Annotated in this window: 17 protein-coding genes; 12 read left to right on the plus strand and 5 right to left on the minus strand. The window is 68.9% G+C overall.

The features are described from left to right. Nucleotides 1-21 precede the first annotated feature (21 nt). Nucleotides 22-2,571 (plus strand): sensor histidine kinase, encoded by a 2,550-nt coding sequence (locus E1288_RS13375; RefSeq protein ID WP_132484804.1) that lies wholly within the window; start codon nt 22-24, stop codon nt 2,569-2,571. After that, nucleotides 2,568-3,248 (plus strand): response regulator, encoded by a 681-nt coding sequence (locus E1288_RS13380; RefSeq protein ID WP_132484806.1) that lies wholly within the window; start codon nt 2,568-2,570, stop codon nt 3,246-3,248. Before E1288_RS13375 ends, E1288_RS13380 begins: the two co-directional genes overlap by 4 nt. Before the next feature lie 28 nt (nt 3,249-3,276). Here E1288_RS13380 and E1288_RS13385 read toward each other — a convergent pair whose 3' ends face one another. The 4 genes from E1288_RS13385 to E1288_RS13400 are packed head-to-tail and all read right to left on the minus strand — an operon-like array spanning nt 3,277 to nt 6,151. After that, nucleotides 3,277-3,720 (minus strand): hypothetical protein, encoded by a 444-nt coding sequence (locus E1288_RS13385; RefSeq protein ID WP_207954331.1) that lies wholly within the window; start codon nt 3,718-3,720, stop codon nt 3,277-3,279. A gap of 27 nt (nt 3,721-3,747) precedes the next feature. Continuing rightward, a complete protein-coding gene (locus E1288_RS13390; RefSeq protein WP_132484810.1) occupies nt 3,748-5,313 on the minus strand; it encodes a putative T7SS-secreted protein in 1,566 nt (521 codons plus the stop codon). Further along, nucleotides 5,313-5,660 (minus strand): hypothetical protein, encoded by a 348-nt coding sequence (locus tag E1288_RS13395; protein WP_132484812.1) that lies wholly within the window; start codon nt 5,658-5,660, stop codon nt 5,313-5,315. The genes E1288_RS13390 and E1288_RS13395 overlap by 1 nt, the downstream gene beginning before the upstream one ends. Then, the gene (locus tag E1288_RS13400) at nt 5,660-6,151 is read right to left on the minus strand and encodes an SseB family protein (protein ID WP_132484814.1); all 492 of its coding nucleotides are present in this window, start codon (nt 6,149-6,151) and stop codon (nt 5,660-5,662) included. Before E1288_RS13400 ends, E1288_RS13395 begins: the two co-directional genes overlap by 1 nt. Nucleotides 6,152-6,525: 374 nt before the next feature. On the opposite strand from E1288_RS13400, the gene E1288_RS13405 reads away from it, so the two are divergent. From E1288_RS13405 to E1288_RS13450, 10 genes are all read left to right on the plus strand, one after another. Beyond that, nucleotides 6,526-6,897: a hypothetical protein gene (locus E1288_RS13405; protein ID WP_165968093.1), complete on the plus strand. Its 372-nt coding sequence runs from the start codon at nt 6,526-6,528 to the stop codon at nt 6,895-6,897. Nucleotides 6,898-6,905: 8 nt separating this feature from the next. Further along, entirely contained in the window at nt 6,906-7,514 is a 609-nt protein-coding gene (locus E1288_RS13410) for a DUF3558 domain-containing protein (RefSeq protein WP_268951830.1), read from the plus strand. 8 nt (nt 7,515-7,522) lie between these two features. Beyond that, complete coding sequence (locus E1288_RS13415; protein WP_132484818.1) at nt 7,523-8,788, plus strand: PPE domain-containing protein; 1,266 nt, start codon at nt 7,523-7,525, stop codon at nt 8,786-8,788. A gap of 2 nt (nt 8,789-8,790) precedes the next feature. Further along, nucleotides 8,791-9,594 carry an ESX secretion-associated protein EspG gene (locus E1288_RS13420; RefSeq protein WP_132484820.1) on the plus strand — a complete coding sequence of 268 codons (804 nt, stop codon included), beginning with the start codon at nt 8,791-8,793 and terminating at the stop codon, nt 9,592-9,594. A gap of 90 nt (nt 9,595-9,684) precedes the next feature. Continuing rightward, nucleotides 9,685-10,380: a hypothetical protein gene (locus tag E1288_RS13425; RefSeq protein WP_132484822.1), complete on the plus strand. Its 696-nt coding sequence runs from the start codon at nt 9,685-9,687 to the stop codon at nt 10,378-10,380. Nucleotides 10,381-10,417: 37 nt separating this feature from the next. Further along, a complete protein-coding gene (locus E1288_RS13430; RefSeq protein WP_132484824.1) occupies nt 10,418-10,732 on the plus strand; it encodes a type VII secretion target in 315 nt (104 codons plus the stop codon). A 14-nt stretch (nt 10,733-10,746) separates the two neighbouring features. Then, on the plus strand, nt 10,747-11,511 hold the full coding sequence (locus tag E1288_RS13435; RefSeq protein WP_132484826.1) for a hypothetical protein: 765 nt from the start codon (nt 10,747-10,749) through the stop codon (nt 11,509-11,511). Continuing rightward, nucleotides 11,508-12,026 (plus strand): hypothetical protein, encoded by a 519-nt coding sequence (locus E1288_RS13440; protein WP_132484828.1) that lies wholly within the window; start codon nt 11,508-11,510, stop codon nt 12,024-12,026. The genes E1288_RS13435 and E1288_RS13440 overlap by 4 nt, the downstream gene beginning before the upstream one ends. 116 nt (nt 12,027-12,142) lie before the next feature. Beyond that, nucleotides 12,143-12,766, plus strand: coding sequence for a nucleoside/nucleotide kinase family protein (locus E1288_RS13445; protein WP_132484830.1), 624 nt, complete (start codon nt 12,143-12,145; stop codon nt 12,764-12,766). 332 nt (nt 12,767-13,098) lie between these two features. Next, nucleotides 13,099-13,521 carry a hypothetical protein gene (locus tag E1288_RS13450; protein ID WP_132484832.1) on the plus strand — a complete coding sequence of 141 codons (423 nt, stop codon included), beginning with the start codon at nt 13,099-13,101 and terminating at the stop codon, nt 13,519-13,521. 30 nt (nt 13,522-13,551) lie between these two features. Here the strand turns inward: E1288_RS13450 and E1288_RS13455 are convergent, their stop codons facing one another. Then, nucleotides 13,552-14,376, minus strand: coding sequence for an NBR1-Ig-like domain-containing protein (locus E1288_RS13455; RefSeq protein WP_132484834.1), 825 nt, complete (start codon nt 14,374-14,376; stop codon nt 13,552-13,554). Between the last annotated feature and the right edge of the window lie 51 nt (nt 14,377-14,427).

The following is a 14,427-nucleotide window of genomic DNA, read 5'->3' on the forward strand; positions in this document are numbered from 1 at the left end:
GGTTCATAGGAGACTGGAAGCGTGGCGGAGAAGGGGCGAAGGCGCGGCGAGCTGCGGATCTACCTCGGTGCGGCGCCCGGGGTCGGCAAGACGTACGCGATGCTCAACGAGGCGCGGCGGCGCATGGAGCGCGGCACCGACGTGGTCGTCGGCTTCGTGGAAGACCACGGCCGCGCCAAGACCGCCGCGCTGCTCGACGGCCTGGAGGTCCTGCCGCGCCGGCGCGGCAGTCACCGCGGCGTCGAACTCACCGAGATGGACCTCGACGCGCTGCTGGCCCGGAAGCCGGAGGTCGCCATCGTCGACGAGCTCGCGCACACCAACGTTCCCGGCTCCCGCAACGAGAAGCGCTGGCAGGACATCGACGAACTCCTCGATGCCGGGATCAACGTGCTGTCCACGGTCAACGTGCAGCACCTGGAGAGCCTCAACGACGTGGTGGAGACGATCACCGGCGTCCGGCAGCAGGAAACCGTGCCGGACGAGGTGGTGCGCCGCGCCGAGCAGATCGAACTCGCCGACATCACCCCGGAAGCGCTGCGCCGCCGCATGGCGCACGGCAACGTCTACGCGGCGGACCGGGTGGACGCCGCGCTGGGCAACTACTTCCGCACCGGCAACCTGACGGCGCTGCGCGAGCTCGCGCTGTTGTGGCTGGCCGACCAGGTCGACGTGGCGCTGCGCCGCTACCGCGCGGAGAAGAAGATCACCGACACTTGGGAGGCCCGCGAACGCGTCGTGGTCGCCGTCACCGGTGGCCGCGAGAGCGAGACGCTGATCCGCAGGGCCCGCCGGATCGCGGCCCGAGCGGGCGCGGAGCTCCAGGTGGTGCACGTGCTGCGCGGCGACGGGCTCGCCGGGGCGTCGCCGACCGGCATCGCGCGCGCCCGCAAGCTCGCCGACGCCGTGGGCGCCAGCTTCCACAGCGTCGTCGGCGACGACGTGCCCGAGGCGCTGCTGGAATTCGCCCGGGCGGCCGACGCCACGCAGCTGGTGATCGGCACCTCGCGGCGGTCCCGCTGGGCGCGGCTGTTCGACGAGGGCATCGGCGCCGCCACGGTGCAGAAGTCCGGGCCGATCGACGTGCACATGGTCACCCACGCCGAGGCCGGCGGGCGGCGATTCCTCCGGAAGATCACCAGGAATCCGCTGTCCTCGGCCCGCCAGCTGTGGGGCTGGGTGCTGTCGGTGCTGGTGCCCAGCGCGGTCACCGCGGTGGCCTACTTCTTCGGCGATGTCGCGCTGTCCACGGACGTCGTCGGCTACTTCCTGGCCACCGTCATCGTCGCGCTGGTCGGCGGGATGGCCCCGGCGATAGTCGCCGCACTGCTCTCCGGCGGGCTGCTGAACTTCTTCCTGACGCCGCCGCTGTACACGCTGACCGTGTCCGAGCCGCAGAACCTCGTGACGCTGGTCGCCATGATGATCGTCGGCATGCTGGTGGCGATCATGGTCGACCGGGCCGCGCGGCTGGCGGAGCAGGCCACCAACGCCCGCACCGAAGCCGCGCTGCTCACGTCCTACGCGCGCACCGTGCTCACCCACCCCGATCCGCTGCCGCGGCTGCTGGAGAAGGTGGTGGAGAACTTCGGCCTCACCTCGGCGGCGCTGCTCGAACGCACCAAGGACGGCTGGCACGTGGCGGCCTCCACCGGGGCGCTGCCCTGCACCAGACCCGAGCAGTCCGATGTGGACATCGAGGTCAACCCGGACGTCCACCTGGTGCTGAAGCGCCCCGGCAACAGGCCGCTGCCGGCCGCGGAGCGCACCGTCCTGGAAGGCGCGGCGGGGCAGGCGCTGGTCGCGCTGCGGCAGCAGCGGATGGCCGCGGAGGCGCAGGAGGCCCAGCGGCGAGCGGACGCCACCCAGCTGCGCACCGCGCTGCTGTCGGCGGTCGGCCACGACCTGCGCACCCCGCTGGCGTCCATCAAGGCCTCGGTGAGCAGCCTCCGCGCCGCCGACCTGCAGCTGTCCGAAGAGGACACCGCCGACCTGCTCGCCGGCGTCGAGGAATCCTCGGACCGGCTGACCGAGCTGGTGGACAACCTGCTGGACTCCTCCCGGCTGGCGACCGGCGCGATCGCCCCGCGGCTTCGCCCGGTGAGCTACGACGAGGTCGTCGCGGGCGCGCTGGCCGGGCTGGACGGGCGGCAGCACATCGACGTCGACATCGACGAGAGCCTGCCGCCGGTGCTCGCCGACGTCGGGCTGCTGGAGCGCGTGGTGGCCAACGTGGTGCAGAACGCGCTGAAGTACGGGCGAACGAACGGCCACCGGATCAGGGTGCGGGCGAGCGAGCACGCGGCGCGGGTCGAGCTGCGCGTGGTCGACCACGGGCCGGGGCTGCCGGAAGACGCGGCCGAGTCCGCGTTCGCGCCGTTCGAGCGGCTGGGCGAGCACGGCGAGCGCGGCGACACCGGGGTGGCCGGGGTCGGGCTCGGCCTGAGCGTGGCGCAGGGTTTCATGACGGCGATGCACGGCACGATCCGAGCCGAGGACACCCCCGGCGGCGGGTTGACGATCGTGCTCTCACTCCCGGTGGTCGCCGCTGACGGACAGGGGAAACGATGACGAGGGTCCTGGTTGTCGACGACGAGCCGCAGCTGCTGCGCGCCTTGCGGATCAACCTGACCGCGCGCGGCTACGAGGTGCTGACGGCCACGGACGGGTCGTCCGCGCTGCGCGCGGCCATCGAGGGCAAACCTGACGTGGTGATCCTCGACCTCGGCCTGCCGGACATGGACGGCAACGAGGTGATCGCGGGGCTGCGCGGCTGGACGACGGTGCCGATCATCGTGCTGTCCGCGCGCACGGACTCCACGGACAAGGTGCACGCCCTGGACGCCGGGGCGGACGACTACGTGACGAAACCGTTCGGCATGGACGAGCTGCTGGCGCGCTTGCGCGCGGCGGTCCGGCGCGCCAGCACCAGCGACGCGGCCGACGAACCGGTGGTGGAGACCGCGACGTTCACGGTGGACCTGTCGGCGAAGAAGGTGCTGCGCGAAGGCATCGAGGTGCACCTGACGCCGACCGAGTGGGGCATGCTGGAGGTCCTGGCCCGGAACCGGGGCCGCCTGGTGGGCCAGAAGCAGCTCCTCAAGGAGGTCTGGGGACCCCAGTACGCGAACGAAACCCACTACCTCCGCGTCTACCTGGCCCAACTCCGCCGGAAGCTGGAACTGGACCCCAGCCACCCCCGCCACCTGATCACCGAAGCGGGCATGGGCTACCGCTTCGAACCGTGACCTTCGGACCCCCACTCGGTCGATGGAGCTAGGTGCCGACGGTCTGGCTGTGGTACTTCATCTGCTCGTCGGAGCGGACGACCTTGTTGGAGTCGTGCATCGACGGCGCGAGCAGGTCCACGGTCTCGACGACGCCCCGCCCCGGAAGTTCGATCACGCCCCGATCTCCGGGGAAGTACCGGGGATCGAGGGCGTTCGGGGACCAGACGTCGTAGCGGCATCCCTGGGTGAGCAGCATGATCCAGTTCGGTTCCAGGTGGTTGAGCCGCACCATGAACAGCGCGTAGAACAGGTTCGCGCTCGTCTCCGTGTAGGTGTTGGCGCCCACGGTCACCCACACCTGCACGTCGTCGCCGATCACCTGCCAGGTGACCCGCGCGTCCAGCGCACCTGGCTCACCGGTTTCGGGATGCTTGGCCCACACCCGGACCAACCGGGACACCGGAGCTCCCCCCTGCGGTGTCGGTTGCATGTTTTCTCCTCTTGGGCGTTCTGTTGGTCAGAGCCTGCTGCGAAGCAGGTTTTCACGTTCGACGAGCCGCGATAGCTCGCTGCGGATCTCAGCCGCCCTCGCAGGCGGTGGACCCTGATCCAGGGCTTGGGAGAGTTTTTCCTTGACGCCTTCGATGGACCGCAGTTCTTGCAGAAGATCGGCCTCAGTGCGAGGTAGCGGCTCGGATGGCGGTTCTGGGCGTTGTGGCGCCTCCGGCTCGTGCGGATGGGGATCCGGGGCGTCGTGCGGATCGGGCCGGTGGCCGTCGTCCATCCAGCTGTCGGGCACGTCGTCGTCCCAGTCCGGCCTCGGCCGGCCCGGCGTGTCCGTGCCGGGGCTGTACGACGGTTCCGGCGGGGGTTCGGGTTGGCTGCCCTGCGGGCCGAATGGTTTGCCGTCGTCCGGGACGTAGTTGTCGTACGGGTTCGGCGGCGCGTCGTGGATGGGGCGGTCCGTGGGCAGCGAGTCGTAGTCGCCCCACGGGGTCGTGGGCGCTTCCGGGGCGTGGCGGGCGGCGTCGCCGAGACGATCCGCCGTTCTTCCCGCGTCGGTGGCTTTGCCCAGGTCACCGAGGCCGTCTCCGATTTTGCCGGCGATCTTGGTGGCCCTGGTGGCCACGCCGGCCCCGCCGAAGGCCGAGGCGACCGCGTCCGGGGCCATCGAGCCGAGTGCCTTCGCCGGGTTCTGCTTCCAGCCGTCCACATCGACGACGGTTTTGACCGCCTGGTAGGGGTTTTCGGCGATGGACATGACCGTGGTCGAGGCGGCCCTGTCGAACGCCGCCTTGCCCTCGGGGTCGATTCCCCACATGCCGGGCTGGCTGTAGAGGAAGGCTTCCCCGAGCCCCCACAGGCCCGTGCCCACGCCCACGACGCCCTCGACGGCGCCCGCACCGAAGTCGTAGATGGTGCCGCCGAACAGCTGGCCGACGTCGGCGATGTTCGCGCCGAGCTGCGCGAGTTCGCTCGGCTTCGCCGGCGCGGCCTGGACCGCTTCCAGGACGATCTTCGTGGCTCGCTCGTCCGCCGCCTGCACGGCAGCCTTGGCTGCGGCGATCTGGCCCTCGGCGCGGGCCCGAACCTCGGCATTGGGATCGACGAACGCGCTCGGCGCGACTCCCGAACTCCCTGATTCGTATGCCTTGACCGCCGCGTTGTGCTGCTTCGCGGCGGCTAGGGAGGCCTCGTTCGCGCGGTCGAGTTCTTCCTTTGCGCGCGCGGCCTTCTCCTTCTCCTCGGCGAGGACCTTCTGGTAGTCGAGGACGGCCTTGCCCGCATCGCTGAACGCGTCGGCCGCCGCCAACCACTCCGCCGGAGCCCTGTCGAGGTAGTTCTCCCGGAAGGCATCGCCGGCCTGGCCGGTCCAACCACCGGAATCGATCGACTTGATGCCCTGACCGGCGCGGTCGAAGGCGCCGCCGAGCTTGGTCAGGTGCTCGCCGATCTCGCCGACGGTGACCGGATCGCCCGGGATGACGTCCTGCGGACCGATTCCGGTCAGCTGCCCGAGCTTGTGCAGTTCGTGCCCGGCCTCGGCGACGTCCTGCTCGAAGGTACTGCTGTTGCCGACCATCAGCCCTCTCGCAACGCCTCGATGAGCTTCTGCTCCGCCTCGGCATCCATCCGCTGGTAGGCCGCGCGCGCTTCGCCGAGCGCCGCCACGGCGGCGTTGCCGTCCTCGACCAGGTACCGGATGCCGAACTCCCAGGCATCGCCGAAGCCCATCAGCGCAGCGCCCAGGGTGCCGGGCCCCACGTGCGCGATCGAATCGAACATCTTCTGCTTCAAGCCCATGCCCTGTTCGCCGGCGGCGGCGCCGCCCCAGCCGGCCATTTCGCCGAGCTCGGTCACGGCGTCCCGGATGCCGGGCTCGGCGCTTTCCAGGGCACCCACGTCGACGGTGAATCCGCCTTGTGCCATTACTTTCCGCCTTCGGTCAGTGCGATTTCGTCGGGCACGAGCCCGCGGATCGGCGCGAGCGCGGTGCCGTGCTCGCTGCCCGGATCGAGGACCAGGCCGGTGCTCCTGGGCAGAGCCGGCAGGCACTGGTCGATGAGCTCGGCGCCGGTCAGCTCGCCGTAGCGCACGTTGTCGGCGCCGCGCCCGGCGGCGCGGTAGAACTCGGCCATCCGGCCCGGCGAGGTGAACACCCCGAGCCAGGACAGTTCGCCGTCGCGCCCGGTGGGCAGCGCGAAACGACCGTCCTCATCGGACACCGCGACGTAGAGCGCCGTGCCGCGCAAGGCGGCGGCGAGCTGGGCGATGGTCGCCTGGTCGGCGCGGAACCGGCGCAAGGCGTCGAGCAGCTCGGCGGCAGGTTCCGGCGCCGGCTCGTCGAAGATCGAACCGGTCAGCCGAAGTACGCCCCGGCCGGGAAAACCCCTGCCAGGACGGCATTGTGCAAGCGTCATGGAGCCACGCCTCCCCAGCGCGGATCATGGAATCAACGGGGCGGAACAGTACCCAAGCGGGCGTGTTCCGATGCCCATTTGATCATCACTCACCGTGTCGAGAAGATCACGGTCCGGGTTGCACCGTTCGGCGGTAAGTGCTCGTGAGTCGAGGTTGCCGGCGTCGGGGTTCCGGGCTCGAAGGATCCGGGCGGCGGCGTGCTGGTGTTCTCCGCTGCCCGTGGGCCGACTTCGTGGTGGCCTCATGCGGATCCGCGCATGGGCCCGTTGGGTTGGTGTGAAGTTTCCGAGAGTTGGTGCGGGGCGGGAAGTCGCGCTGCTAGGGTCGGCCTTCGACCGGGTGATCAGACGCCGCGACCTGGGGGTTTCCCGCGATGACGACGCCAGCACCACCACCGCCGCCGGTTCCGGGGGGCGCCGGTCAAACCATCACCGTCAACAAGGACAACGTCCTCGAGGTGCGCAAGGTCATCCTCATGGCGGCCGATGAGGCAAAGCAGAAGCTTCAGGAACTCCAGCCCAGTTTGATCGTTTACGCGCCTGCGAGCGATGACATCAGCAATACGTCGGCGTCGGTGTGGACCGCGAACCTGGTGGGCAATCCGGACTCCCATTTTGCCCGCCTCCAGCAGTACGTGGATAACGTCGTCGGCTTGGGGCGGCAGCTCGAAGAGGCAGCCAAGCAGTACGGCTATACCGATGACGACATCGCTGCATCGTTCAACATGCAGCAGAGGCAGATGTGAGGAATTCGGTGCGGGTACATCGGTTGGGCGGTTTGATCGCTCTGACTGCGGCAACTGCTCTGCTGGCTGGTTGCACGGTGAACGGCCCGGACGCAGAACCCACGTCTGAACCAACTTCCACGCCCACAAGTGGATCCGGGGCTTCGCTGGAGCTTCCACCTCGCCCCCGTGACCTTCCGGTTGGTGGGGCTCAGGACGCAGAGATCTGTTCTTGGTTGCTGCCTGAGCAGCAAGCACAGCTGCAAGTTGCCAGGCCAAGACCAGCGGTCAAGAACGGCAACAACTACAACGGTTGCATTTTCAACCCTGACGGGACCGGGGTCAGCGCCGGAGTCGCGCTTCGGGTAGTGCCCGAAGGTCTTGACGCCTTCGTGCAGAAGGTCAACAGCGCTGAGGGATCCCGGAAGGTTCTCGAGGTCAAGGGATTCGGTGCAGTCCAAAGCCAGATCGCTGGCGCAGAGCGCCTCGGTTGTTCGGTCTTCGTCGACGCTGCCCAAGGGCAAACGTTGTACGTCGACCTGAACCTCCTTGCTTCGGACGGCATGGACAACAACCAGATGTGCGAGCGGGCGAAGCAGGCCGCCGAGGCGGCCGTGACGACCTTGCAGGGTAGCTAGGGGGAGTCGTGACCAGCATCGATCCGATCCGGGACATCCGGTTCGAGGGGATGGACATCCCCCAGCTCCAGGAATGGATCACCCAGATCAAGCAGGGGCGCGGCGCGGAGTCGATGCAGGGCGCGGTGCGCGCGCTGGACGAGTGCGTGCAGGTGGTCGTCGATCTCGACGAGACGCTGCGGCGCGAGCTCGGCAAGCTGCAGATCGCGTGGGAGGGCAACGCCGGGAGCCTCGCGGCGGCGGCGACCCAGCAGCAGTCCGTCTTCATGGCCGATGCCCCGGATCCCCTGAAGGCGTCCGCGGACAGCGTCGACGCGCAGGGCCGGGGCTACGAGTCCGCCCGCAACGGGCTGCCGAACAATGACGAGCTCAAGCACAAGCAGTCGGAGAACGCGGTCGAATGGGCCGGCGGTGCCTTCGGCTACGAGAGCGACTACGACAAAGAAGCCAAGAACATCGAGGGCCAGAAGCAGGCCGCGCAGGCCGCGCTCAGCTCGTACCGCAACACCTCGGTCAGCCAGGCCGATTCGTACCAGCCGCTGCCCGAGATGCCGCCCGCCATGGTGTCCGCGCAGTCGGCGTCCGGGACGAGCATGCCGGGCGTCGGCGTGGGTTCGGTCGGCGGCGGCTATTACGGCGGCGGCTCGGCGGTCGACGGGGGCACGCCCGGTGTCGTCGTGGGCGGCGGGAACGTCGGCAGCGGCAACATCGGCGGCGGAATCAAGCGCGGCGATGGCGTGGATGCGCAGGATCCCGGTGACCGCAGCGGCACGGGCCGGCACCCGGACGAGCGCGAGACCGGCGGCGAGGCGGACCAGACGCCGGAGGCCGCCGCGACGAGCAGCGGTATCAACCCCGGCACGGTGCTCGGCATCGCCGCAGGTGGTGCGGCGGTCGCGGGTATCGGTGCCTACGCCGCGAGCAGGATGCTCGGCGGCCGGGGCCCGGCCGCGGCATCGGCCGGCGGTGGCTCGGCTTCCGGGCTGAGCCGAGGCGGTTCGTCCGGCATCGGCGGCGGTCCCGGCGACACGGTGGCCGGGCGGTCCGCGGGCAACACACCGGGCAGCCGCCCGATGGCCGGTTCGATGATGGGACCGGCGGCGACCCGCGGCGAGAAGCGCAGCGAAGACGCGGAGCACGAGAACAAGTACGTCGCCGACGAAACCCCGTTCGACGACGAGCGGCTGGTCGCGCCGCCGGTGCTCGGGCACTTCGAGCCCGACGACGAAGCCGACGACGAATCCCCCGACGACGAGCCGAAGAAGCGGGACTGACGTTGCGCCCTGGAGCAGAAGCCGATCCGATCGTGCTGTCCGCATTGGAATTCGATGTGGTCTGCGAGGCGGAGAAGCTCACCGAGCGTCGGCACATCATCCTCAACGTGCCGAGCCCGGGAGCGACCTACTCGGAGCGCGCGCAGCTCGTCGCGGACGTGTGGGCCGGGCTCCGCGAGCGCCGCCTGGCGGAGCCCCACCGCGACCGGGTCGACGTCGACTTCGCGGACCTGCTGGGCCTGCTGGACCGGCCGCAGCGCAGCATCGACGTGCGGATCTGGGCGGACCGGTCGATCCGCGCCCTGGCGTCGGCGAACGGCGGCACCGGCCTGCTGACCATTGTGGACGGCGACATCGTCGAGCTGACCCCGATCCGGGCGAGCTCGCTGGTGGAGGCGGCGGTGTCGGTGGCCGGCGACATGCCGCCGGGACCGGGCCGGGCGGTGAGCCTGCCCAACGAGGTCCTCCGCGAAGCCAGCGACTACGCGGGCCCGAACAACCCGCTGCTGCTCACCGACGAACTCCGGGCCCTGGGAATCGGCCCGGACGACGCGGCGGACGTGGCGAACATGGCGGACGGAATGGGAATCCGGGGCCAGTTCGGCGTGGAGGTCTGCCCGAACCGAGGCGGCAGGCCGGAGCGGGCGAACAGGGTGGTGGCGTTCCACGACACGGACAAGGGCCGCTACAGCCACGTGGTCCGCCCCAGCGGAGACGGCCGCCGCTGGAGCACGATAGCCCCGGCGGACAACGCGAGGATCGCGGAGTACGCCCGAGAACTCCTGGCCGAGGTCTGGGACGACTGAGAACGAGAACGCCGGCTTGCCGATCGGGCACGAGTGGGAACCATCGGCGGCTTGGAACCGTCGTACCCCAAGAACGGGAGGTACTGCGGGATGAGTTTTGGTCGGCATCAACCCGACGACTGGGAATACGACGACACCGATTGGCTTGCTCAGGCCGACGAACCGACCCGGGCATCGACGGCCGTCGACACCGTGGTGGGACAGGACCCGTCCGGCGTCGTCTCCGTCAGCTCGACATTCGACGCCGAGGTCGTGTCGGTGGCGCTGGCGGACAACTGGCGACAGGTCGTCGACCCCCGGCAACTGCACGTCGGCGTCGTCGTTGCCGCGAACGCGGCAACGATGCTGGCGCTGGGCACGAAGCTGGAGTCGGCGGACCTCGAAGGGACCGATCAACTCCAAGCCGCACCCGGTTACGACGATTCGCCGCTGAGCTCGCAGGACATCACCAGGCTGCTCGACGAGGTCACCGCGGATCTGAACGCTTTCACGCATCAGCTCGCCGCCATCGCCGACCAGACCGTCACCGCGGAAAGCCCCGGCCGCAACGTCAGCGGCACGGCCCAGCGAGGTCAGATCCTGCAACTATCGCTCGACCCGAACTGGGCTTCCGCGGCGCGGAACTCGGAGATCGAGACCGAGCTCGCATCGTTGCTCGCAACGCTGCAGAGCAAGTCGACGCCGACGGATCTGGCGGGCGGGCCGCGCAGTCGCGCGATCGACGAGTTGAACGGTTTGGCGTCCAATCCGCAGCTGCTTCTCCGGCGACTCGGGCTCGGTTCCTGACCGGTAGATGTCGTCGCACGCATGGAGGTGAGAAACGATGACCAGTGCTGGAATCGGCGTGGCGTTGGAGGCGATGCGCTCCGACGCCAAGACCTGGGACACGGCCGCCGGGGACCTCGACGGCCCGCTGAGCACGATCGGGACGTTGCAGATCGACCCGGGTTCCTTTTCGATGTGGGCGGTCGACCGGGGGGTCGACAAGACCTATGACGAGGCGCGAAGCGCGCTGGAGGACATGCTGAAGCAGGCTGCCGACTACTTCCGCGAGATCAGCTCGGACCTGACCGAAGCGGCCGCGCAGTACGAGCGCGACGACGAGCAGGGCAAGCACGGAATCCAGAACGCGTACTGAATCCGGGGATGGCAATGACGAACACCCTCGTCGCGCAGGCGAGCGACAAGTCCAACGACCTCAACGAGAAGATCCAGGACTTCTTCAACAAGGTCAACGACCTGATGAGCTGGGTGCCGGACTTCCTCTCGTACCTCATCGAGCCCATCAAGCAGGGCATGCAGGCGCTGGCCCAGAAGGTCCAGGAGTTCTGGGACCGGATCACCCAGCTCTTCGAGCAGCCCGGTGACTCGGACAAGCTGCGGGAAACCAGCGACAAGTGGGCCACCGAGGTCGGCGACAAGGCTGGGGAGATCGCCGGCGACATCAACCTGCAGAAGCTGAAGGCCAACGTCGAGTGGACCGGCAAGGCGGCCGAGGCGTACAAGGCGCTGGTTCCGGCGCAGGGCGACGGGCTTTCGTCGGTCAAGCTGATGGCGATGCAGATCCGCACTTCGCTGAACAGCCTGGCGAGCGCGCTGGATGCGTTCTGGCTCGCGATCGGCGTCGCCCTGGGTGTGTTCGTCGTCGGTGCCGTGGGCGCGATCGCGGCGGCCTGCACCGTCGTGGGCATCCCGGCGGCGATCGGCGCGATCGCGACCGCGGCGGGCGTGTCCATCGGGTTGGTGACGACCGCGATCATCTCGATGAACAGCTTCACTACCACCATCGAGACCGAGCAGACCGCGATCAAGCAGAAGATCACCGACCTCGGCGACAAGTGGTCGCGCTCGGACCAGGACCTGTCCGACGGGAGTGTCAGCGACGGCGACGGATCGGACTGGAAGGCCAACCAGTGACCGTCCACCGGCCGTACTGGGAGCACGTCCCCGTGCCGGACGACGTCGCGCGCAGGATCAGATCAGGCGCGGTCCGGTTCGGTGCGGGTTCGCTGGTGCTCAGCTTGGTGGAGGGGATCGCTATCCTCGTGCTGGGGTTCGGCCTGCCGACCGCGCACCACCCGATTTCCGGCATCGCCGTCATGTTCGGCGGTATCTCGGCGTTCTTCCACTTCTTCTCCAGCATCACGGTCTTTTCCGGGCGGTCCTACGTCAAGAACGGCCAGCTCAACAAGACGGCTGCGGGTAAGGCATGCCGGTTGCTGGCGGTCTTCTGGGGCGGGACCATCGCGACGTCGCTGGGCAGCTGCGGCCTGCTGGCTATGGTCATTCGCTCGTCCGGACGCTCGTCGGTCCTCCCGGAGGTGCAGTACACGCCAGCGATCATCGGCTACCTGCTGCTCCTTCTGGTGCCATGCGTGCTGTCCGCGGTCAACTTCTTCATCGGCCGCCACCTGCTGCGCCCCGCCGCGTAGCACCAAGCACCGGCAGTTCGATCTCGATGCCGTCGAGTAGGAGATCGCTCGGGAATTTGCCGCGGCCGCAGGTTCGGGCCCGCGTAGCCTGGGCGACGGCTGTGCGGAGGTGCGGTGTGGTCGGGTATTCGGAGTTGGTCGAGCGGGCTCGGGCGCTGGCCGGTAGCGGGCAGCGGCGGATCTTGGGGATCGCCGGGGCTCCCGCGGCCGGGAAGGGGTTCGTCGCCCGGCGGGTCGTCCGGGAGCTCGGCGGTTCCGCCGTTCTGGTGCCGATGGACGGCTTCCACCTGGCCAACTGCCAGCTGCGGCGGCTCGGGCGGGCCGATCGGAAAGGCGCTCCCGACACCTTCGACGCCGCCGGGTACGTCGCGCTGCTCCGGCGGATCCGGGAATGCGGGCCCGGCACCGTTTACGCCCCCGAGTTCCACCGCGAGATCGAGGAGTCCTACGCCGGGGCCATCGCCGTCGATCCCGATGTGCCGCTGGTGATCACCGAGGGCAATTACCTGCTGCTGGATTCGCCGCCGTGGTCGGCGGTCCGGGAACTGCTCGACGAGGCGTGGTTCCTCGCGCCCGATGACGATGTCCGGGTACGGCGGCTCATCGATCGGCACATAGGTTACGGGCGGACTCCCGAGGAGGCCGAGGAATGGGTGCACCGCAGCGATGAGCGCAACGCCGCGATCATCTCGGCCAGTCGGGGCCGGGCCGATCTGGTCGTCGTCGGCGACCCAGAATGATTTCCCCGAATTGCATCTGAATAAGTTTCAAAAATGGGGTAAGGTGTCGTCTTGGGGTCTGCGGAGTGGGCTGGACGGCCCGTCGGAAATGTCCTGACGATCTGCTGGACAACTCGCTGACCTGCTAAAACATTGATCATTGGCCGCTGGTCAATCGGTTAATTCATTCGCTCATTGTCGGCTGGAAAACCTGTCGGAATGCTGGCTATGTTGGTTCCAGTCCGGTTCCGGACGGCATTTTCGGAAACCCGAGGAGAAGCGATTTCGTTCGGCGGAGAAGCCGAATCGCGAAACTCCCGGGTGAACGGTCTCTCAGCGAGGAGTGAACAATCATGACCAGCAAGCTGGCTCGCGTTTTCGCAATCGGTGCTTCGGGCGCTGTGCTGTTGGGCGGGATGCTCGTCGTCGCGCCGGTTGCTTCTGCGAGTGCGCAGGGATGCACGGGCACCAATCTGCGCACCGATCCGGCTCTCCTGTGCACCACCGTCGACGGCGAGAGCACGACGGTCAAGAACATCCAGGCCTCGATCGACATCAAGAACTACACCTGCAACGCCGACTTCAAGGTCTGGGGCACCTACGCGGACGGCCGGAAGTACTCCGACACCGGGCACGCCAAGTGCGGCCTCGGCCGGGTCTGGGTCGATTTCAAGCCCGGCGGCGGCAAGTTCGAGAACGGCACCAAGGTGTGCAGCGCGCTGGTCGAGAACGGCAAGGTCCGGGCGGAACACGCCTGCATCGAGATCAAGAAGTGATCGGGCGTGCCGTGAGCCCGGGCGGCGGGCTCACGGCACCACCGCCACGTCGAAGTAGATCGGGCGCAGGGCGCTCGCCGGGTAGAACAGCACCCCGTTCTCGTCGACCATCTTCCACGCGATCTTGCACCGCCCGGGCGCGCTGCCCGCCTCCACCGGCACGCTCAGCCGCACCGCCTGCCCCGGCTCGACCACGGTGATCGACACCCGGTGCGGCGCGGTGCACTGCGATCCACCCTCGCGACCGGCCTGCTCGAGGTAGCGGCCGGTCCAGCGGACCTGGCCGATGTTGCGCAGCTCCCAGGTCTTGACGAAGCGCCCGCCGGCTTTGACCTCGATCCCGTCCGGCGGGTCCTCGCCCAGCATGAACGAGGCGTCGCCGGGGATCGGGCGCTGCGGCGGCGACAGCCAGAAGAACACGCCCGAACCCGCCGCCAGCACGACCAGGGCCGCGAGCACGACCAGCGGCCAGCGCCGCTTCGGAGCAGGAGCAGGAGCAGGAGCAGGATCGGGAACCGGCTCCGGTTCGCCGCTCACCTGGGCTTCCTCCCAGCGCCGCGTCCACTCGCGACGGACGGCCTCGGCGTCCTGGCCGAGCGCGTTCACGGCGAGGCTGCGGACGAATTCCCATGCCGTCTCCCACGACGGCAGATCCCGGCCGCGGGCCGCCGCCGACAGCGCCGACTTCGACGCCGCCGCGCCGAACTCGGCGCGCATCCGGTCGTAGGACGGATCGCCCGCGGCCTCCTTCAGCTCGCACAGCCGGAACGCGAATTCGGCGACCGGGCCGTCCGCCGGGTCGGGGCGCTGCTGCTTCCGGCCGCGTTTGCCGGTGCTTGCCGCCGCCTCGTCCATCGTTCGCCCTCGCCCGTGCGCTGGTGTTCTGACCGCCACCCGACATTTACT

The organism is Saccharopolyspora elongata (genome assembly GCF_004348985.1).
In the GTDB taxonomy this organism is placed as follows: Bacteria; Actinomycetota; Actinomycetes; order Mycobacteriales; family Pseudonocardiaceae; genus Saccharopolyspora; species Saccharopolyspora elongata.